This is a genomic window from Malikia spinosa, assembly GCF_002980625.1.
Lineage (GTDB): Bacteria > Pseudomonadota > Gammaproteobacteria > Burkholderiales > Burkholderiaceae_C > Malikia > Malikia spinosa.
In genome coordinates, this window is the sequence record NZ_PVLR01000044.1 from 69,044 (window position 1) to 89,131 (window position 20,088).

Annotated in this window: 16 protein-coding genes and 1 tRNA gene; 10 read left to right on the forward strand and 7 right to left on the reverse strand. The window is 67.7% G+C overall.

The features are described 5' to 3' along the window. The first annotated feature begins 8 nt into the window (after window positions 1-8). Entirely contained in the window at window positions 9-1,085 is a 1,077-nt protein-coding gene (locus tag C6P61_RS14405) for a sulfate/molybdate ABC transporter ATP-binding protein (protein ID WP_105730623.1), read from the forward strand. 6 nt (window positions 1,086-1,091) lie between these two features. On the opposite strand, the gene C6P61_RS14410 is transcribed toward C6P61_RS14405, so the two are convergent. Beyond that, entirely contained in the window at window positions 1,092-1,733 is a 642-nt protein-coding gene (locus tag C6P61_RS14410) for a glycine zipper 2TM domain-containing protein (RefSeq protein WP_105730624.1), read from the reverse strand. Window positions 1,734-2,013: 280 nt separating this feature from the next. Between C6P61_RS14410 and C6P61_RS14415 the strand changes: the two genes are divergently transcribed. From C6P61_RS14415 to C6P61_RS14445, 7 genes are all read left to right on the forward strand, one after another. Continuing rightward, the gene (locus C6P61_RS14415) at window positions 2,014-3,204 is read left to right on the forward strand and encodes a DUF4382 domain-containing protein (RefSeq protein WP_105730625.1); all 1,191 of its coding nucleotides are present in this window, start codon (window positions 2,014-2,016) and stop codon (window positions 3,202-3,204) included. A gap of 95 nt (window positions 3,205-3,299) precedes the next feature. Next, window positions 3,300-4,826, forward strand: coding sequence for a diguanylate cyclase domain-containing protein (locus C6P61_RS14420; RefSeq protein WP_105730626.1), 1,527 nt, complete (start codon window positions 3,300-3,302; stop codon window positions 4,824-4,826). Window positions 4,827-5,202: 376 nt separating this feature from the next. Next, entirely contained in the window at window positions 5,203-7,737 is a 2,535-nt protein-coding gene (gene nirB / locus C6P61_RS14425) for a nitrite reductase large subunit NirB (RefSeq protein WP_105730627.1), read from the forward strand. A gap of 22 nt (window positions 7,738-7,759) precedes the next feature. Beyond that, window positions 7,760-8,107 carry a nitrite reductase small subunit NirD gene (gene nirD / locus C6P61_RS14430; RefSeq protein ID WP_105730628.1) on the forward strand — a complete coding sequence of 116 codons (348 nt, stop codon included), beginning with the start codon at window positions 7,760-7,762 and terminating at the stop codon, window positions 8,105-8,107. A 9-nt stretch (window positions 8,108-8,116) separates the two neighbouring features. After that, complete coding sequence (locus tag C6P61_RS14435) at window positions 8,117-9,394, forward strand: nitrate- and nitrite sensing domain-containing protein (RefSeq protein WP_105730629.1); 1,278 nt, start codon at window positions 8,117-8,119, stop codon at window positions 9,392-9,394. Between the two features lie 253 nt (window positions 9,395-9,647). Continuing rightward, window positions 9,648-10,463, forward strand: a complete 816-nt coding sequence (locus C6P61_RS14440; protein ID WP_105730630.1) for a formate/nitrite transporter family protein — start codon at window positions 9,648-9,650, stop codon at window positions 10,461-10,463. 4 nt (window positions 10,464-10,467) lie between these two features. Further along, entirely contained in the window at window positions 10,468-12,204 is a 1,737-nt protein-coding gene (locus C6P61_RS14445) for a bifunctional protein-serine/threonine kinase/phosphatase (protein ID WP_105730631.1), read from the forward strand. A 6-nt stretch (window positions 12,205-12,210) separates the two neighbouring features. On the opposite strand, the gene C6P61_RS14450 is transcribed toward C6P61_RS14445, so the two are convergent. From C6P61_RS14450 to uvrC, 3 genes are all read right to left on the reverse strand, one after another. Next, window positions 12,211-12,286, reverse strand: a tRNA-Val gene (locus C6P61_RS14450). A 121-nt stretch (window positions 12,287-12,407) separates the two neighbouring features. Next, window positions 12,408-12,974, reverse strand: a complete 567-nt coding sequence (pgsA, locus tag C6P61_RS14455) for a CDP-diacylglycerol--glycerol-3-phosphate 3-phosphatidyltransferase (RefSeq protein ID WP_105730632.1) — start codon at window positions 12,972-12,974, stop codon at window positions 12,408-12,410. 46 nt (window positions 12,975-13,020) lie between these two features. Further along, window positions 13,021-15,051, reverse strand: coding sequence for an excinuclease ABC subunit UvrC (gene uvrC, locus C6P61_RS14460; RefSeq protein ID WP_105730633.1), 2,031 nt, complete (start codon window positions 15,049-15,051; stop codon window positions 13,021-13,023). Window positions 15,052-15,117: 66 nt separating this feature from the next. Here uvrC and earP point away from each other — a divergent pair, with 66 nt between their 5' ends. Together earP and efp are read left to right on the forward strand one after the other, a co-directional pair. Further along, the gene (earP, locus tag C6P61_RS14465) at window positions 15,118-16,257 is read left to right on the forward strand and encodes an elongation factor P maturation arginine rhamnosyltransferase EarP (protein ID WP_244908953.1); all 1,140 of its coding nucleotides are present in this window, start codon (window positions 15,118-15,120) and stop codon (window positions 16,255-16,257) included. A 128-nt stretch (window positions 16,258-16,385) separates the two neighbouring features. After that, window positions 16,386-16,940, forward strand: coding sequence for an elongation factor P (efp, locus tag C6P61_RS14470; RefSeq protein WP_105730634.1), 555 nt, complete (start codon window positions 16,386-16,388; stop codon window positions 16,938-16,940). A gap of 71 nt (window positions 16,941-17,011) precedes the next feature. On the opposite strand, the gene C6P61_RS14475 is transcribed toward efp, so the two are convergent. The 3 genes from C6P61_RS14475 to C6P61_RS14485 all read right to left on the reverse strand — a co-directional run. Then, window positions 17,012-18,463 carry an NAD(P)(+) transhydrogenase (Re/Si-specific) subunit beta gene (locus tag C6P61_RS14475; protein ID WP_105730635.1) on the reverse strand — a complete coding sequence of 484 codons (1,452 nt, stop codon included), beginning with the start codon at window positions 18,461-18,463 and terminating at the stop codon, window positions 17,012-17,014. Further along, window positions 18,460-18,834, reverse strand: a complete 375-nt coding sequence (locus C6P61_RS14480; protein WP_237490928.1) for an NAD(P) transhydrogenase subunit alpha part 2 — start codon at window positions 18,832-18,834, stop codon at window positions 18,460-18,462. Before C6P61_RS14480 ends, C6P61_RS14475 begins: the two co-directional genes overlap by 4 nt. 184 nt (window positions 18,835-19,018) lie before the next feature. Further along, window positions 19,019-20,088 (reverse strand): NAD(P) transhydrogenase subunit alpha (locus C6P61_RS14485; protein ID WP_105730643.1); only part of this gene is annotated, 1,070 nt, incomplete at its 5' end.

Here is a 20,088-nt window from a genome sequence, read left to right on the forward strand (position 1 = left end):
GACCCATCATGAGCATCGAAATCCGCAACGTCGCCAAGCAGTTCGGCGACTTCCAGGCCCTGCGCGACATCAACCTGCATATCGACTCGGGCGAGCTGATCGCGCTGCTCGGCCCCTCGGGCTGCGGCAAGACCACGCTGCTGCGCATCATCGCCGGCCTCGAATCGGCCGACCAGGGCTCCATCCTGTTCAGCGGCGAGGACACCACCGATGTCCATGTGCGCGAGCGCAAGGTCGGCTTCGTGTTCCAGCATTACGCGCTGTTCCGTCACATGACGGTGTTCGAGAACGTCGCCTTCGGCCTGCGCGTCAAGCCGCGCTCGCAGCGCCCGTCCGAGGCCCAGATCAAGGCCAAGGTGCATGAGCTGCTGAGCCTGGTGCAGCTCGACTGGCTGGCCGACCGCTACCCGTCGCAGCTGTCAGGCGGCCAGCGCCAGCGCATTGCGCTGGCCCGCGCACTGGCGGTCGAGCCCAAGGTGCTGCTGCTCGACGAGCCGTTCGGCGCGCTCGACGCCAAGGTGCGCAAGGAACTGCGGCGCTGGCTGCGCCGCCTGCACGACGAGCTGCATGTGACCAGCATCTTCGTGACGCACGACCAGGAAGAAGCGCTCGAGGTCGCCGACCGCGTGGTGCTGATGAACAAGGGCCAGGTCGAGCAGGCCGGCACGCCGCAGCAGGTCTGGGACCAGCCGGCCAGCCCGTTCGTCTACGGTTTCCTGGGCGACGTCAACCTGTTCCATGGCCGCGCGCACGAGGGGCTGCTGCATCTGGACGGCGTGTCGATCGACACGCCCGAGCATGCGGCCGCGCAGGACGCCCAGGCCTACGCCTATGTGCGCCCGCATGACCTCGAGGTCGAGCGCTGGCAGCCGGGGGCAACCGGCATCGTCGCCAAGCTCGAACGCGCAATCGTGGTCGGCCCGATCGCGCGGCTCGAACTGCAGCCCGAGGACCCGCAGGTGCCCAGCGGCCACGACCCGCTGATCGAGGCCCAGATCCCGGCCGAGCGCTTCCGCGAACTCGCGTTCAAGGAAGGCGAGCGGCTCGTGCTGTCGCCCAGGAAGGCGCGCGTCTTCCTGAAATAAGAAGACTCAATAGCGCACGATGGTCTGGTCGGACTTGCGCACGACATCGCCGACCTGCAGGCCGGGGTCCTGGGCGAACTCGTAATGCAGGGTGTCGCCGTTGGGGTAGGAGACCGCGACATCCCAGACCTTCTGCGTCTTCATGCGCTGCTCGAGCTGCTTGCCGGCATAAGCCCCGCCGGCAGCACCCGCCAGCGTGGCCAGGTCCTTGCCCAGGCCGGCGCCGACCTGGCGCCCCAGCAGCGCACCGGCCGCACCGCCGGCAATCATGCCGACCGCGCTGCCCTCGCCGGCGCGATCGAGCAGCTGGACCGCGCTGACCTTGCCGCAGTCCGCACACAAGGCCTTGGGCTTGAAGGTCTGGGCCGGAGCCACCTTGCCGACCGACTCCTGGCGCAGCTTGGCGTCTGCCAGCGCCTGGTCGTATTCGGCCTTGGCATCGCGCTTGCACTGCATGCGGCCGGCGGCGTCGGGCTCGTCGGCGCAAAGCCTGAGGTCCGACTTGTAGCGCGACTGCGCCGCCTGGCTGTCGGCGGCATATTGGGCCTTGGGCGTCAGCGCGCCCTCTGGCAGGCCTTCGGCCTGCGCCAGACCGGCGCTGCCGAGTGCGAGGGCCGCGATGGCCCAGGAGATCAGTGACTTGTTCATGTGTTTTTCCTTTTCACTCCAGACAATGGCTAGCAGCCTGTCGCAAGGCAACAGCGCTTGGGGTCGATTGTTGCCCCTGCGACGGATTAAGTTCGTTACTCGGAGACCGATTTTGTAAGGCTGTGTATCACCCCTGGCAGCTGGGCCGCAGGCCATCCATATTGGACCCATGGGACCGATGGGGACAAATGATGACGGAGCTTCGGTTTCATTTGCTTACGGCCGGTCGGCCCGCTTCGCAGACGATCGGCGGCTTCATCACGACTCGTAGGAGCATTCCATGACCCATCTTGCAAAACCTTCGATATGGCCCCTGGCTGTGGTGTCAGCGGCTACGCTGTTGCTGGCGGCCTGTGGCGGTGGCGGCTCGGACGCCTCCAGCGGCACGCTGCGGCTGGCGCTGACGGATGCCCCGGCCTGCGGCTACGACCATGTCTATGTGACGGTCGACTCGGTCAAGGTGCACCAGAGCGCCAGCGCGGGCGAGAACGACCCGGGCTGGTACCCGATCACGCTGCCCAGCCTGCCGAAACGGATCGACCTGCTCGAACTGCGCAACGGCCTGCTCGAGGAGCTGGGCCAGACCGCGCTGCCCGCCGGCCGCTACACCCAGCTGCGACTGGTGCTGAGCCCCAACAGCGCCAGCCTGCCCTACGCCAACGCCGTGACCCCGACCGGCGGCGCACAGGCCGCGCTGACGACGCCGAGCGCGCAGCAGTCCGGGCTCAAGATCAATGTCGACATCGAGATCGAGCCTGGCAAGCTGGCCGACTTCGTGCTGGACTTCGACGCCTGCAAGTCCGTCGTCTCGGCTGGCAATTCGGGCAAGTTCAACCTCAAGCCGGTGATCTCGGTGCTGCCGCGCTTCATCGATGGCATGGCGGTGGACGGCTATGTCGCCAACAGCTCGCCCTACTCGAGCGTGTCGCTGCAGCTCAACGGCGTGGTCGTGCGCAGCACGGTGCCCGATCCAGCCCGACAGGGCTATTTCGTGCTGCCCTACCTGCCGATCAGCAGCGCGAACTATGACCTCGTGATCGCCGACCCGGGCCGCGGCACCCGCGTGGTCAGCGCGGTGCCGGTCACGCCGCTGGCAATCACGCATGTCAACAGCGCCAACCAGGCGATCCAGCTGGCCAACAGCAACGCCCAGGGCCTGGTCGCCAGCGCGACGGCCGGTAACGCGATTGCGGACGCGACGATCTCGGTCCATCAGTCCCTCGGCACCGACCGGGAGATCGAGCTGGCCAGCCGCACGGTCGACAGCGTGAACGGCAGCAGCTCGTTCACCCTGGCCACCGACCCGGTCCAGGTCGCGACCTATTCGCCGACGCTGGCTCCGCTGTCCTGGCTGCCCTACAACGCCAGCGCGGCCCAGTTCAGCGTGCGCAGCAACGTACCGGGTACCCCGATCCAGTCGCAGCCAGTCGACCTGCGTGCCGGATCGGCACGGGTTGACTTCAGCTACTGAGAAATCAGCGCAGCATCGAAACCACCCCTGCGCCTGCGTCAACACGGTAGGACAGCAGCGCCATCCCGTCCCAGCCGAGAACCGATCGAGACCCGATGCCTCTTCTTTCACCCCATCAGCCGCCGCACCGGCATCTGCCCGTACGGGCTTACCGTGCTGGGCTGATCCGGGTGATCGCATTGACCGTCGGCGGGCTGCTGCTGCTGACTGGCCTGTACTGGTGGAATCTGATCGCGTCGTCCGATCAGCTGCGCCGCGAGACGCTGAATCAGGCCCAGCTGCGGGCCACGCAGGTCAACAGCGCGACCTCCGAAGTGATCTCGATGCTGTTTCTTAACATCGAGCTGACGACGCTGCAGCTGATCGACGACTACGAGCAGGACCCAGGCCCCGCCTTCCACCAGAAGGTCGTGCAAGTCACGCGCCAGCTGCCGGCCGAAGCGGTGCTGCAGGTGGGCGTGATCGGCGCCGACGGCTACCTCGAATACTCGAGTCTGGGGCTGAAGGACAGGCTCGACCTCGGCGACCGCGAGCATTTCAAGGTCCATCTCGATCCCCGGCAGCCGCAGTTCTTCATCAGCCGACCGATGCTGGGTCGCGTGTCGGGACAGTGGAGCATCCAGTTCAGCCATCCGATCCGGCAGAACGGACAGTTCAAGGGCGTCATGGTGCTGTCGGTGGCACCCGACTACCTCAAGCAGGCGCTGAACAAGCTGACCCTGGCCTCGGACGACTCGATCTCGATCTACCGCCAGGACGGCGCCCTGCTGGCGCGCAACAAGCACCTGGAAGACCAGCTCGGCCAGCCGATGGAGCCCCATCGGCCCTACATCGGCCAGGGCCTGCGGCGCACGGGCAATTTCTCCGAGGTGTCGCCGCTCGATGGGGTCGAGCGCTTGTTCCAGTGGCAGCGGCTGTCGGAATACCCGGTCACGGTCGTGCTGGGACTGAGCAAGCCGACCTTGCTCAAGCCGATCGAGCGCGCCATCGCCGAGGATCGCTGGCAGGCGCTGGTCGCCACCCTGATGCTGTGGAGCAGTGCCGCCTTCGCGATCCTGCTGTTGCGCCACCTGCAGGTCCATGTGCAGAAACGGCTGGCGATCGAGCATCTGGCGCTGCATGACCAGCTGACCGGCCTGCACAACCGGCATGCCCTGCTCGAACACCTGGGCCAGCTGCTGGCGGCGCCAAAGGGTCGCCAGCCGGCCCGCTTCGGGCTGCTGTTCCTGGACCTTGACGGCTTCAAGCCGATCAATGACCGCTACGGCCATGCCACGGGCGACGCGGTGCTCAAAGCGGTCGCGGGCCGGCTCAACAGTTGCGTGCGGCAGGAGGATTTTGCCGCGCGCATCGGCGGCGACGAATTCGTGGTGGTGGTGTTGCAGGGCTTCGAGCCGACCGACGCCGTCACGGCAATGGCCCAGCGGATCAGGACCAGCCTGGCCCAGCCCCTGATGATCGATGGCCAGCAGCTCCGGGTTGGCGCCAGTATCGGCATGGCCAGCTACCCGGCGGACGGCGCAACAGCCGACGCCCTGCTGGCCCGGGCCGACCAGATGATGTACGACATCAAGCACGGCAGCAAAGCCGCGCCAGCGGCTGGAGGGCTGGCCACGGCCTGAAACCCGGCCTGAAGCGCGGGTCCTGCCATGCTGGCACGCAATCGGTGCAAGCCGGCGCAGTGGCGAGCCCTGCTTTGGTGCAGGGCTGATGCAGCCCGGGACCGGCCCCGACAGAGCGAGCCGCACAAAACCAGGCATGCATATTGCTTTATTGAAAGCGTGCACGCGGGCATTGGCGCCTCAGCGCAGCACATGGTCTCCGCTAACGACGGCGGATACCAGCCGGAACCCGGTCCTTGCGGGTCGTGTCGGCTGGTCCCAGCCCAACTGGTTTTGCAATCCGGGTCGATTCGAGTCTTGCTCGTGGGTCCGGCTTGCGCTTGGCCGCTGTCAGCCTCGGCTGGCAAGGCATGTCCTCACCGTCGCAGGAGCAGATATGAATATCGTCGTCATTGGTCATGGCATGGTTGGCCACAAATTCCTCGAAAGCCTGGCCGAAGCCGGGCTGCGCGAGGCCCAGGTCACCGTGCTGTGCGAAGAGCCGCGCCCGGCCTACGACCGCGTCCATCTGTCGGAGTTCTTTGCCGGCAAGTCGGCCGAGGACCTGTCGCTGGTCGAACCCGGCTTTTTCGAGCGCACCGGCATTTCGCTGCGCCTGGCGGCCCAGGCGGCATCGATCGACCGCGCGGCCCGCCTCGTCACGACCCGCAGCGGCGAGCAGCTGCCCTATGACAAGCTGGTGCTGGCCACCGGTTCGTCGCCGTTCGTGCCGCCGGTGCCGGGACGCGAGCGTGCCGACTGCTTCGTCTACCGGACGATCGAGGACCTGGAAGCGATGGCAGCCTGCGGCGCCCACGCCAAGACCGGGGTCGTGATCGGCGGCGGCCTGCTCGGGCTCGAATGTGCCAAGGCGCTGCGCGACCTGGGGCTGCAGACCCATGTGGTCGAGTTCGCGCCGCGGCTGATGGCGGTCCAGATCGACGAGGGCGGCGGCCGCGTGCTGCGGCACAAGATCGAGGCGCTCGGGGTGCAGGTGCATACGCAGAAAAACACGCTCGAGATCGTCGACGGCAGCAGTGCGCGCCATCTGATGCGCTTTGCCGACGGCAGCTCGCTCGAAACCGACATGATCGTGTTCTCGGCCGGCATCCGGCCGCGTGACGAGCTCGCGCGCGCCTGCGGACTGGAGATCGGCCCGCGCGGCGGCATCGCGATCGACAGCGAATGCCGCAGCAGCGACCCCGACATCTACGCCATCGGCGAATGCGCGGCCTGGAACGGCCAGACCTTCGGCCTGGTGGCGCCGGGCTACGACATGGCCCGGGTCGCCGCGCGCCACCTGAGCGGCCAGGACGACATCGCCTTCGTCGGCGCCGACATGAGCACCAAGCTCAAGCTGATGGGCGTCGATGTGGCCAGCATCGGCGACGCGCATGGCAACACGCCGGGCAGCCGGGCCCTGCAGTACACCGACGAGCGCCAGCAGGTCTACAAGAAGATCGTGGTCAGCGCCGATGGCAAGCGCCTGCTCGGCGCGGTGCTGGTCGGCGACGCCACCGAATACGGCACCCTGCTGCAGATGGCGCTCAACGGCATCGAGCTGCCGGCTGCGCCCGAATTCCTGATCCTGCCAGCCAGCGACGGCCAGGCCAAGCCGGCGCTGGGCGTGGACGCCCTGCCCGACAGCGCGCAGCTGTGCTCCTGCAACAACGTCAGCAAGGGCCAGATCTGCCAGGCGGTCTCGGACGGCGCGACCACGATCGGCGAGCTCAAGACCTGCACCAAGGCCGGCGCGACCTGTGGCGGCTGCGTGCCGATGGTCACGCAGCTGATGAAGGTCGTGATGAAGAAGCAGGGCCTGGCGGTCAACAACCACCTGTGCGAGCATTTCGCCTACTCGCGCCAGGAGCTCTATCACCTGGTCCGGGTCGGCCAGATCCGCAGCTTCGAGCAACTGCTGACCCAGCACGGCCAGGGCCTGGGCTGCGACATCTGCAAGCCGACCGCCGCCAGCATCCTGGCCTCGTGCTGGAACGAGTTCGTGCTGAAGAAGGACCTGGCCAGCCTGCAAGACAGCAACGACTACTACCTGGGCAATATCCAGAAGGACGGCAGCTACTCGGTGGTGCCGCGCATGCCGGGCGGCGAGGTCACGCCCGACGGGCTGATCGCGGTCGGCCAGATCGCCAAGCAATATGGTCTCTACACCAAGATCACCGGCGGCCAGCGGGTCGACCTGTTCGGTGCCCGGGTCGAGCAGCTGCCCGCGATCTGGGAGGCGCTGATCGCGGCCGGTTTCGAGTCGGGTCACGCCTATGGCAAATCGCTGCGCACGGTCAAGAGCTGCGTCGGCTCGACCTGGTGCCGCTACGGCGTCGGCGACAGCGCCGGGCTGGCGGTCGCGCTGGAAAACCGCTACAAGGGCCTGCGCGCGCCGCACAAGATCAAGTTCGGCGTCTCGGGCTGCACGCGTGAATGCGCCGAGGCCCAGGGCAAGGACATCGGCGTGATCGCGACCGAAAAAGGCTGGAACCTCTATGTCTGCGGCAACGGCGGCATGAAGCCGCGCCACGCCGAGCTGCTGGCCTCGGACCTGAGCCAGCAGGAGCTGGTGCGCCTGATCGACCGGCTGCTGATGTTCTATGTACGCACGGCCGACCGGCTGCAGCGCACCAGCACCTGGCGCGAGAACCTCGAAGGCGGGCTGGACTACCTGAAGGCCGTGGTGTTGAAGGACAGCCTGGGCATCGCGGCCGAGCTCGAAAGCCAGATGCAGCAGGTGGTCGACAGCTATGCCTGCGAATGGAAGGCCGCCGTCAGCGACCCGGACACGCGCAAGCGCTTTCGCTCCTTCGTCAACAGCGACCAGCCCGACGAGCATATCGTGTTCATCGAGGAGCGCGGCCAGATCCGTCCGGCTCGCCCCGAGGAACGCCCCACCCTGACTGCCAGCGCCACGGCGCTGGCCTGACCCCCTGCGAGAGGACTGCCCCATGACTTCCACCAGCCCCGCCAGCCAGCACTGGACCGCCGTCTGCACGATCGACGACATCCTGCCCGACACCGGCGTCTGCGCCCGCGTCGAGCAGCGGCATGTCGCGATCTTTCGCGTCGGCGCCGACCGCTTCTTCGCGATCGACAACTTCGACCCCAAGTCGCAGGCCAGCGTGCTGTCGCGCGGCCTGGTCGGCAATCTCGGCCAGCGGCTGGTCGTGGCCTCGCCGCTCTACAAGCACCATTTCGACCTGAGCAGCGGCGAATGCCTGGAGGCGCCCGAGCACTCGGTGCGCGCCTACCCGGTACGCGCCGAGCGCGAGCAGCTGCTGGTCAGCCTGGGCTGAGGTTTTTCGATGCAACTGTCTGCCTCCCATCTGGTGCTGCGTGCCAAGCAGCTGGAAATCGAGCTGATGCGGCATCTGGCCGGACGGGTCGAACTGGCCGATGTCACCGGCCAGCTGATCCATGCGCTGCAGCATGAGCGAGGCGCGTCCAGTCTCTACCTGGCCTCGGGCGGCCAACGCTTCGCGGTCGAACGGCGCTCGGCCATGGAGCAGGCCGGCGCCGTCGAGCTGAGCTTGCAAGCGCTGTTCGGCGAGCAGCAGGACCCGGCCCGCGGCGCCTCGACCCGCATGCTGTCGCTGATGGCCACCGCGCTGCTCGAGCTCGATGCGCTGACGGCGTTTCGCGCCCGGATCGAGCGCGGCCAGGCCAGCCCGGACGAGGCGGTCGCGACCTTCAGCCGGCTGATTGCCGGCCTGATGGAATTGATCTTCCAGCTCGCCGATGCCCCGCTGCAGCCCGATATCTCGCGCCTGCTGGTGGCCTTCTTCCACCTGGTGCAGGGCAAGGAAGCGGCAGGCCAGGAGCGGGCCGTCGGCGCACAGCTGTTCGCCTCGGGCGTCTGCAGCGAGGTCGGGCAACAGCGCATCATCGACCTGATCGATGGCCAGGAGCGCAGCCTGCAGGTATTCGAGGCCTTTGCCGAGCCGGCCCTGCGCCAGCTCTGGCAGCAACAGCAACTCGCGCCCCAGGTGGCCCGGCTCGAACGCCTGCGCCGCACGCTGTGCAGCGCCAAGTCCGGCGCGACGCTCGACAGCCTGGTCAGCGACAGCTGGTTCGAGGTCACCAGCGAGCGCATCTCCGAGCTCTGGCAGCTGCAGATGCAACTGGTGCAATGCCTGCGCCAGGCCTGCGAGCAGCAGATCCGCAGCGCCGAGCAGGACCTGCTGGATTCCGAGGGCTTGCTGCAGCTGTGGCTCGACAACCCGCCGCCCCAGCCGCCGGCGGTGGAGCGCCTGTTCCAGAGCGATGACCTCAACCCGCCCGCGGGGACAGGCACCGCGACAGCGCGCCCGGCGCTGGCCGACTGGCTGCAGGCGCAGTCGGAACGGCTGGCCAGCATGGAAGTCGAGCTCGAGGCGGCGCGCCGCGTCATGCAGGAGCGCAAGGTGATCGAACGCGCCAAGGGCGCCCTGATGTCCCGGCTCGGGCTCAGCGAGGAAGCCGCCTACCGCGCGCTGCAAAAGGCCTCGATGGACCACAACCGCCGACTGATCGACGTCGCGCAGGCCACGCTGAGCCTGCCCGAACTGGTCTTCGGGGCCAAGCCGGGATCGCACCAGAACTGAGCCTGCCATGCACCGGTTTGGTTCACTCGGGCCAGACGCCGGGCGACCAAGCCTCGAAAGCCACTGGCACGAAAGCTGCTTCATTGATCCTGATTGAGCTAACGACGGCTTGACGACCAGCTCCCCGGCAGCAGTTTGCCGGGAGCGACTTGCACAGACGGATAACGGTGTCCCCCTCCTGCTGCGGCTCATGCCGGCGGCAGGAAGGCGGCGCCGTTTTTGTTTTTTCACCCCCCTCTTCCAAGGAATTGCGATGGCCTACCTCGCTCCTGCCGAGTTCGTGACCAAGATGGTCGATGCCGGCGAATCCAAGCTGTTGATGTCCACCCGGGACACCCTGATCCGCTCCTACATGGCGGGCGCCATCCTCGCGCTGGCGGCGGCCTTTGCGGTCACGGTCTCGGTCAACACCGGCAATCCGCTGATCGGCGCGCTGCTGTTTCCGGTCGGCTTCTGCATGCTGTACCTGATGGGCTTTGACCTGCTGACCGGCGTCTTCACCCTGACCCCGCTGGCCGTGTTCGACCGCCGCCCGGGCGCGACCTGGAGCGGCGTGCTGCGCAACTGGTCGCTGGTGTTCCTGGGCAACTTCGCCGGCGCGCTGACCGTGGCCCTGTTCATGGCCATCATCTTCACCTTCGGCTTCACCGAAGCGCCGAACGCGGTCGGCCAGAAGATCGGCGCCATCGGCGAAGGCCGCACGGTCGGCTATGCCGCCCACGGCGCCGCCGGCATGCTGACGCTGTTCGTGCGCGGCGTGATGTGCAACTGGATGGTGTCGACCGGCGTCGTGGCGGCCATGATGTCGAGCACCGTCTCGGGCAAGGTCATCGGCATGTGGATGCCGATCCTGGTCTTCTTCTACATGGGCTTCGAGCACTCGATCGTCAACATGTTCCTGTTCCCCTCGGGCCTGATGCTCGGCGGCGATTTCACGATCATGGACTACCTGATCTGGAACGAGATCCCGACCGTGATCGGCAACCTGGTCGGCGGACTGACCTTCGTCGGCGCCACGCTCTACTCGACCCATTACAAGACCGCCCCCAAGCGCGTCTCGGTGCGATGAGATCATGAGCGCGGGCCTGCAGGTCACGCTGGGCCAGCACTCGCAGGCCGGTCGCAAGCCGGTCAACCAGGATTTCCATGGCGCGATGGTGCCGCACGGGCCGCTGCTGGCGAGCAAGGGCATCGCGCTGGCGCTGGCCGACGGCATCAGCAGCAGCGCCGTCAGCCAGATCGCCAGCGCTGCCGCGGTGCGCAGCTTCCTGGACGACTACTACTGCACCTCCGAGGCCTGGTCGGTCCGGCGCGCGGCCCAGCGCGTGCTCGAGGCCGGCAACTCCTGGCTCCATGCCCAGACCCAGCGCAGCCCGGCGCGCTTCGACCGCGATCGCGGCTATGTCTGCACCTTCAGTGCCTTGATCCTCAAGGGGCGCGAGGCGCATCTGCTGCATGTGGGCGACACCCGGGTCTACCGCCTGCATGCCCAGGCGCTCGAGCAGCTGACCGAGGATCACCGGGTCCAGGTCTCCTCGGTCGAGAGCTATCTCGGGCGGGCGCTGGGCGCGGGGCCGACGGTCGAGATCGATTACCGCAGCTGGTTGACCGAGGTCGGCGAGGTCTACCTGCTGGCGACCGACGGCGCCTACGAAGCCCTTGACGCCGCCAGCGTGCACGCGGCACTGGCCCGCCATGCCGACGACCTGGAGGCGGCAGCGGCCGAGCTGGTCGCGACGGCGCTCGAGCGCGGCAGCCAGGACAACCTGACGCTGCAGCTGGTGCGCATCGATGCCCTGCCCGATGCGCAGGCCAGCCAGCTGCAGGCCCGGCGCGAGGGCCTGCGCCTGCCGCCGACCTTGCAGCCGCGCAGCGAGTTCGAGGGCTACCGGATCGTGCGCGAGCTGCAGCTGAGCGCGCGCAGCCATGTCTACCTGGCGACCGACCTGGCCAGCGGCCAGGCGGTGGTGCTGAAGACGCCGTCGGTCGATCTGCGCGACGACCCGGCCTACCTCGACCGCTTCCTGCTCGAGGAATGGATCGCGCGCCGGATCGACAGCCCGCATGTGGTGCGCGCCGGCACGGCCGAGCGCCAGCGCGAGCATCTGTATGTCGCGCTGGAGTATGTCGACGGCCAGACGCTGGCGCAGTGGATGGTCGACCATCCGGCACCCGGTCTCGACCAGGTGCGCGGCATCGTCGAGCAGGTGGCCCGGGGCCTGCAGGCCTTTCATCGCAAGGAGATGCTGCACCAGGACCTGCGGCCCGAGAACCTGATGCTGGACCGCACCGGCACGGTCAGGATCATCGACCTGGCATCGACCCATGTCGCCGGGCTGACCGAAGGCACTGCCGAGGCCAGTCCGCAGGCGATCCTGGGTTCGCTGCAATACACCGCGCCCGAATATTTCGTCGGCGGCGGCGGCACGGTGCAGTCGGAGCTGTTCTCGCTGGCGGTGATCAGCTACCAGATGCTCAGCGGCCAGCTGCCCTACGGCCTGCAGGTGACCAGGCTGCGCACGCCGGACGAGCTCAAGCGGCTGCGCTACGTCGAGCTACGCAGCCTGCGGCCCGATCTGCCGCCCTGGGTCGATGCCGTGCTGCGCCGCGCACTGCAGGCCCAGCCCGGCAAGCGGCAGGAGGCGTTGTCGGAGTTCGTGCAGGACCTGCGCCGGCCGGGGCCCCAGTACCAGCGCCAGGGTGCGAGCCCGCTGATCGAGCGCCAGCCGCTGCGGTTCTGGCAAGGCCTGACGCTGCTGCTGGCACTGACCGTGCTGGTGCTGCTCTGGCTGAGGGTGACGGGGGCTTGAAGGGGATGGTGGGTCCTGACGGGCTCGAACCGCCGACATCTTCCGTGTAAAGGAAGCGCTCTACCAACTGAGCTAAGGACCCGGATGCGGGATGAGGCTATCCGGCTGTTCACATGAAGTGAACAGCTGCAAATTCTAGCCGCTGTTGACCGCCTGGCTGATGCAACCGGCAAAAAAAGGTCGCGCCAGTGGCACAGGGGAACTCAACGCGCCTTGGCCCTGATCTCGGGCAAGGCCTTCTTGAGGTAATAGACCATGGACCAGATCGTCAGCACGGCGGAAGCCCAGATCAGCACCCGGCCCCAGGCCTGGGTGTCGATGCCGAACAGCGGCGCCTGGTAAAGCAGGAAGGGAATCGCGACCATCTGTACGCTGGTCTTGAGCTTGCCGACCATGTGCACCGCCACGCTCTTGTTGGCGCCGATGGTCGCCATCCACTCGCGCAGCGCCGAGATCGCGATCTCGCGCCCGATGATGATCAGCGCGACGAAGACATCGGCCCGCCCCAGATGCACCAGCACCAGCACGCAGGCGCAGACCAGGAACTTGTCGGCCACCGGGTCGAGGAAGGCGCCGAAGGACGAGGTCTGGTTGAGCTTGCGCGCCAGGTAGCCGTCGGCCCAGTCGGTGGCGGCGAAGACCACGAACAGCACCGTCGCGATCAGGTTCTGCCGCTGGGCTTCGAGGCCGGGCCAGTAGAACACCGCGACGATCAGCGGGATGGCCGCGATCCGGGCCCAGGTCAGCAGTGTCGGCAGGTTGAAGAACATGCCGCAGATTATGCAGGCTGTCGGTGACGGTTTCGCTGCCGGGCGCTCAATGCAGCGCGCGATAGATCGCATCGGCCAGTTCGCCCGAGATGCCCTCGACGCTGGCCAGGTCCTCGACGCTGGCATCGGCCACGCCCTTGAGGCCGCCAAAGCGCTGCAGCAGGCGGGCCCGCTTCTTCGGCCCGACCCCCGCGATGTCCTCGAGCTTGCTGCCACCGGTGCGCGTCTTGGCGCGCTGGGCCCGCATGCCGGTGATCGCGAAGCGGTGCGCCTCGTCGCGGATCTGCGCCACCAGCATCAGCGCGGCCGAGTCGGCGCCCAGATAGACCTTGTCGCGCCCGTCGGCAAAGACCAGTTCCTCCAGCCCGACCTTGCGGCCCTCGCCCTTCTCGACCCCGACCAGGCGACCGAGGTCGAGCCCGAGCGCCTCGAACACTTCGCGCGCGACGCCGACCTGGCCCTTGCCGCCGTCGATCAGCACGATGTCGGGCAGGCGCGCGCCGGCCTTGGCTGCAGGCTCGGCTCCGCCGGCCTCGCGCAGCGCCTCGGCCAGCTTGCCGTAACGGCGCTCGAGCACCTGACGCATGGCGGCGTAGTCGTCGCCCGGCGTGATGCCGTCGATGTTGTAACGCCGGTACTGGCTGCTTTGCATCTTGTGGCCCTCGAACACGACGCAGGACGCGACAGTGGCCTCGCCCGCGGTATGCGAGATGTCGAAGCATTCGATGCGCAAGGCGTCGAGCGCGTCATCGGGCAGGTCGAGCGCCTGGACCAGCGCGCGCGTGCGCGCCTGCTGCGAGCCCTCCTCGGCCAGCAGACGCGCGAGCTGCAGCTCGGCATTCTTCTGCGCCATCTCGAGCCAGGCACGACGGTGCTCGCGCGGGTTGAATACCGGGTGGATCTTGATGCCGCTCTGCTCGGTCAGCAGCTCGAGCAGGCCGGCATCGACCGGGGCACCCAGCACCAGCACCGGCGGCGGCGCGGCCTGGGTGTAATGCTGGGCGATGAAGGCTTCGAGCACGCGCTGCTCGACCGGGGCCGGGGCGGGCCGGGGCTGGGTGCCAGCATCGCTGCCAGCCTGGCCCTGGCTGCTGTCCGTGGCGCCAGCCTCGTCCTCGGCCGCCAGCGCGGCCAGCAGCGCACCGTCCTCGACATGGGCCGGAAAATAGGGCCGGTCGCCCAGATGGCGCCCGCCGCGCACCATCGCCAGGTTGACGCAGGCACGTCCGCCCTGGACCTTGACCGCCAGGATGTCGACATCCTGGTCCGAGACGTTCTCCATGGCCTGCTGGTGCAGCACGCGGGACAGCGCGCTCATCTGGTTGCGTGCCTCGGCCGCCTGCTCGAACTCGAGCCGTTCGGAGTGCTGCAGCATCCGGGCCTCGATCTCGGCCAGCACGGTCTGGGTCTCGCCGCGCAGGAAGGCGCCGGCCGCGCGCACATCCTGCGCATAGTCGGCGCCGCTGATCAGGCCGACGCAGGGCCCCGAGCAGCGCTTGATCTGGGCCAGCAGGCAGGGCCGGCTGCGGTGCTTGAACACCGAGTCCTCGCAGGTGCGCAGGCGGAACACCTTCTGCAGCAGCTCCAGCGTCTCCTTGACCGCCCAGGCACTCGGGTAGGGACCGAAATACTGGTGCTTCTTCTCGACCGCGCCACGGTAGTAGGACATGCGCGGGTAATGCTCGGGCCGGGCTTCGCCGCCCTGCCCGGCTGGCGAACGCTCGAAGGCCGGGGTCCAGCTGCTGGCGCTCAGGCGCAGATAGGGGTAGCTCTTGTCGTCGCGAAACAGGATGTTGTAGCGCGGCTGCTGGGTCTTGATCAGGTTGTTTTCCAGCAGCAGCGCCTCGGCCTCGGAGCGCACCACCGTGGTCTCGAGCCGCACGATCTTCGACACCATGTGGCCGATCCGGGTGCCGTCATGGGTCTTCTGGAAATAGCTCGAGACGCGCCGCTTGAGGTCCTTGGCCTTGCCGACGTAGAGCAGCTGACCGTCGGCGTCGAAATAGCGGTAGACGCCCGGCAGGGCCGGCAAGGCGGCAACGGCCTGCAGCAGGGATTCGGGATGGGTGGCGCTCATGGACGGCATGGACGGCGGCAAGCGGTTCGCTGACAAGGAAAGGCGCCACTGTAAGACAATCGCGCGGTGAATTGCCAACATCACCCTGCCCTGAACTGGGACATCTTCTGCCATGTGATCGACAACTGGGGCGACCTCGGCGTCTGCTGGCGGCTGGCGAGCAACCTGGCCGCGCGCGGCCAGCGCGTGCGGCTCTGGACCGACCAGCCCGAGCCGCTGGACTGGATGGCGCCCGGCGCGCGTTGCGGCGCCTTTGCTGCAGCTGAGGCTACTGCTGCTGATGCCGGCGCCCTGGCCGGCATCGAGGTCCGGCACTGGCCGCGCAGCGACCCGGCCGCGCCGCCACCTGCCCTGCCGGCCAGCGATGTGCTGGTCGTGGCCTTTGGCTGCGAGCTCGACCCGGCGTGGGTCGCCGCGCTGCAGCCCGAATCTGTCCCGGGCGCGCCAACGCGGCTCTGGCTGAATCTCGAATACCTGAGCGCCGAAGCCTATGTCGAGCGTTGCCACCGGCTGGCCTCGCCGGTCATGAGCGGGCCGCTGGCCGGACGCACGCAATGGTTCTTCTATCCCGGCTTCACGCCCGCGACCGGCGGCCTGCTGCGCGAGCCCGGGCTGATGGCGCAGCGCACAGCCTTCGAGCGCGGCGCCTGGTTGCACGAGCAAGGCCTGCCAGCAGAGGGCGACGCACCGCGCGTGACCCTGTTCTGCTACGAACCGGCGCGGCTGCCCGAGCTGCTGCGCGACCCCGCACTGGACGCGGCGCACTGGCTGGTCGCACCAGGCCGGCCCGCCGCCGCGCTGGAGCTGGCCTGGCCGGCTGCAGCCGGGCTGCAGGCGCAGCGCCATGCCCTGCCCCATGTCGCGCAACCCGAGTTCGACCGCCTGCTCTGGGCCAGCGACCTGAACCTGGTGCGCGGCGAGGACTCGCTGGTGCGCGCGCTCTGGGCTGGCCAGGCCCTGGTCTGGCATATCTACCCGCAGCATGACGACGCGCATCACCTGAAGCTCGAGGCCTTCCTCGACTGGCTTGAGGCACCGCCCTCGCTGCGCGCCTTCCATCGGGTCTGGAACGGCGTGATCGACGCCCCGCTGCCGCCGGTCGACCTGGTCGCCTGGCAGGCCTGCGTGCTCGCGGCCCGGGAGCGTCTGCTGCTGCAGGATGATCTGGTCAGCCAGCTCTTGGGTTTCGTAGCGGAAAAACGGTAAAATCAAAGGCTTTACGCAGATTCCGATGCAAACCGGGTTCTAGCGCAAACAGATCAACGGGCGCAACGCCCACTCGCCGCCCGAACGGACCCCAAGGGGCCGGGGTGGCAATTTCCACAGGAAGCACCATGAAAATCGCTCAAGAAATCCGCGCCGGCAACGTGATCATGCACGGCAAGGACCCGATGATCGTCCTGAAGACCGAATACGCCCGCGGCGGCCGTGGCGCTGCCACCGTGCGCATGAAGCTCAAGGGCCTGCTGGGCAATATGGGCACCGAAGTCGTGTTCCGCGCTGACGACAAGATCGACAACGTGATCCTCGACAAGAAGGAGTGCACTTACTCCTACTTCGCCGATCCGATGTATGTCTGCATGGACGCCGACTACAACCAGTACGAAGTCGAAGCCGAGAACATGGGCGACGCACTGAACTACCTGGAAGACGGCATGTCGCTGGAAGTCGTGTTCTATGACGGCAAGGCGATCTCGGTTGAAGTCCCGACCAGCGTCGAGCGCGAAATCACCTGGACCGAGCCGGCCGTCAAGGGCGACACCTCGGGCAAGGTGCTCAAGCCCGCCAAGATCGCGACCGGTTTCGAAATCCCGGTGCCGCTGTTCGTCGCGCAAGGCGACAAGATCGAGATCGACACCCGCACCGGCGAATACCGCAAGCGCGTCTGATCCCATGCTCCGGTCCCAGCGGTCGGCGCAGATCAAGAAAAGCTCCCAGGCATAAGCCCGGGAGCTTTTTTTCACTCGATCGCCTTGGTCATTTCCTCGACCACCTTCTTGGCATCGCCAAACACCATCATGGTCTTGTCGAGGTAAAACAGCTCGTTGTCCAGGCCGGCGTAGCCCGCCGCCATGGAGCGCTTGTTGACGATCACGGTCTTGGCCTTGTAGGCCTCCAGGATCGGCATGCCGTAGATCGGGCTGCCCTTTTGCAGCGCGGCCGGGTTGACCACGTCGTTGGCGCCCAGGATGATCGCGACATCGGCCTGGCCGAACTCGCCGTTGATGTCCTCCATCTCGAACACCTGGTCGTAGGGCACCTCGGCCTCGGCCAGCAGCACGTTCATGTGGCCCGGCATGCGCCCGGCGACCGGGTGGATCGCGTACTTGACGGTGATGCCCTTCTCGGTCAGCTTGTGCGCCAGCTCCTTGACCGCGTGCTGGGCGCGCGCCACCGCCAGGCCGTAGCCCGGCACGATCACTACCGTCTCGGCGTGGCCCAGGATGAAGGCCGCGTCATCGGCGCTGCCGCTCTTGGCCACGCGCTGCACGCCGCCGCTGCTCGACACCCCTTCGCTGGCGTCGGCACCGAAGCCGCCCAGGATCACGCTGAAGAAGCTGCGGTTCATGGCCTTGCACATGATGTAGCTCAGGATCGCGCCCGATGACCCGACCAGGCTGCCAGCGACGATCAGCATCGCATTGTTCAGGCTGAAGCCGATGCCCGCCGCCGCCCAGCCCGAGTAGCTGTTGAGCATCGAGACCACCACCGGCATGTCGGCGCCGCCGATCGGGATGATGATCAGCACGCCGAGCACGAAGGCCAGCGCGAGCAGGCCCAGGAAGGCGGCAAAGGCGGTCTCGCCCTGGCCGAGCGTGAACAGCAGGCCCAGGGCCAGCATCGCGACTGCCAGCACCAGATTCAACAGGTGCTGGCCGGCAAAGGTCACCGGTGCGCCCTGGAACAGGCGGAACTTGTACTTGCCGCTGAGCTTGCCAAATGCGATCACGGAACCCGAGAAGGTGATGGCCCCGATCGCCGCGCCCAGGAACAGCTCGACCTTGTTGCCCAGCGGGGCCTCGTCGCCCTTGAGCAGACCCGGGATCAGCGCCCAGGGTTCGACCACGGCCGCGACCGCGATGAACACCGCCGCCAGGCCGATCATGCTGTGCATGAAGGCGACCAGCTCGGGCATCTTGGTCATCTCGACCCGGCGGGCCATGACGGCACCGGCGCCGCCGCCGAGCACCAGGCCGGCCAGCACCCAGCCCAAACCCTGCACCGCATCGAGCTGCATCTGCTGCGCGAGCGTGACAATCAGGCCGAACGTGGTCAGCACGGCAATCGCCATGCCGCCCATGCCGAAGGCATTGCCCAGGATCGAGGTCTTGGGGTGGCTCAGGCCCTTCAGGGCCTGGATGAAGCAGACCGAGGCCAGCAGATAGAGCAGTACGACCAGGTTCATGCTCATTTGGCGGCTCCTTCAGTGGCGGTGGCGGCAGTGGCGGCAGGCGAAGCCGTCACGGCAGCAGAGGCAGCGGCCGGGGCCTTGCGCTCCTTCTTCTTGAACATCTCGAGCATGCGGCGCGTGACCAGGAAGCCGCCGAACAGGTTGACGGCGGCCAGTGCCACCGCCAGCACGCCCATGGCCTTGCCCAGCGGCGTTTCGGTCAGCGCCGCGGCCAGCATGGCGCCGACTATCACGATGGCCGAGATCGCGTTGGTGACCGCCATCAGCGGCGTGTGCAGCGCGGGGGTGACGTTCCAGACCACGTGGTAGCCGACGTAGATCGCCAGCACGAAGATGATCAGGTTGATGAGGGTGGGGGAGACAGCTTCCATCGGGGAGACTTTCCTGACAGGGAGTTGAAGGAGGGGCAATGGCGGGGACGGGTACGGGTACCAGGGCAAGGGCCCGAGAGTGGACTCGGCTTCAAGCCCGGGGCCGGGCCCGGACACGGGACATGGGCCAGGGGTAACGGGGGCACCAAGGCCCAGGGGCGCAGAGACCCAGGGGCTCAGGAATTCAGGACGGACGAAGCACCTGGCCGTCCTGCGTCATCAAGCAGGCCGTGACGATGTCATCGTCCGCGGGCAGCTGCAGCGCGTCCGCGTCCTTCGGCAGCACGAGCTTGAGGAAGTCGAGCAGGTTGCGCGCGTACAGGCTCGAGCTGTCGGCTGCCACCCGCGCCGGCAGATTCGTCTCGCCGATCAGGTGCACGCCGTGACGGGTCACGCTCCGGTCGGCCTCGGTCAGCGGGCAGTTGCCGCCCGGCGCACCATGCGGCCCCAGCGGGCCCTTGCCGGCGGCCAGGTCGACGATGACGGAACCCGGCTTCATGGACTTGACCATGTCCTCGGAGATCAGCACCGGCGCGGCGCGGCCCGGGATCAGCGCGGTCGAGATCACGATGTCGGCCTGCGCCACCCGCTTGGCGACCTCGGCCTGCTGGCGCGCCAGCCAGGACGCCGGCATCGGGCGCGCGTAGCCGCCCACGCCCTCGGCAGCTTCCTTCTCCTCCGCCGTCTCATAGGGCACCTCGATGAACTTGGCACCCAGCGATTCGACCTGCTCCTTGACCGAGGGCCGCACGTCGGAGGCCTCGATCACGGCCCCCAGGCGCTTGGCGGTCGCGATCGCCTGCAGGCCGGCCACGCCCACGCCCAGGATGACGACGCGCGCGGCCTTGATGGTGCCGGCAGCGGTCATCAGCATCGGGAACAGACGGCCGTACTGGTTGGCCGCCAGCAGCACGGCCTTGTAGCCGGCGATGTTGGCCTGCGAGGACAGCACGTCCAGGCTCTGCGCGCGGGTGGTGCGCGGCGCGGCCTCAAGCGCGAAGCTGGTCAGCCCGGCGCTGGCGATCCGCGCCAGGCCTTCAGCATCAAAAGGATTGAGCATGCCGACCAGCGCGGCGCCGGGCTGCATCTGGGTCAACTCGGCTTCGGATGGCGCGCGCACCTTGAGCACCAGCCCGGCACCGAAGGCGCCCGCGGCATCGACGATCTCGGCGCCAGCGGCCTGGTAGGCCGCATCGGTCGCGCTGGCGGCCAGACCGGCGCCGGCCTGCACCTGCACCCGGTGGCCTTGCGCCA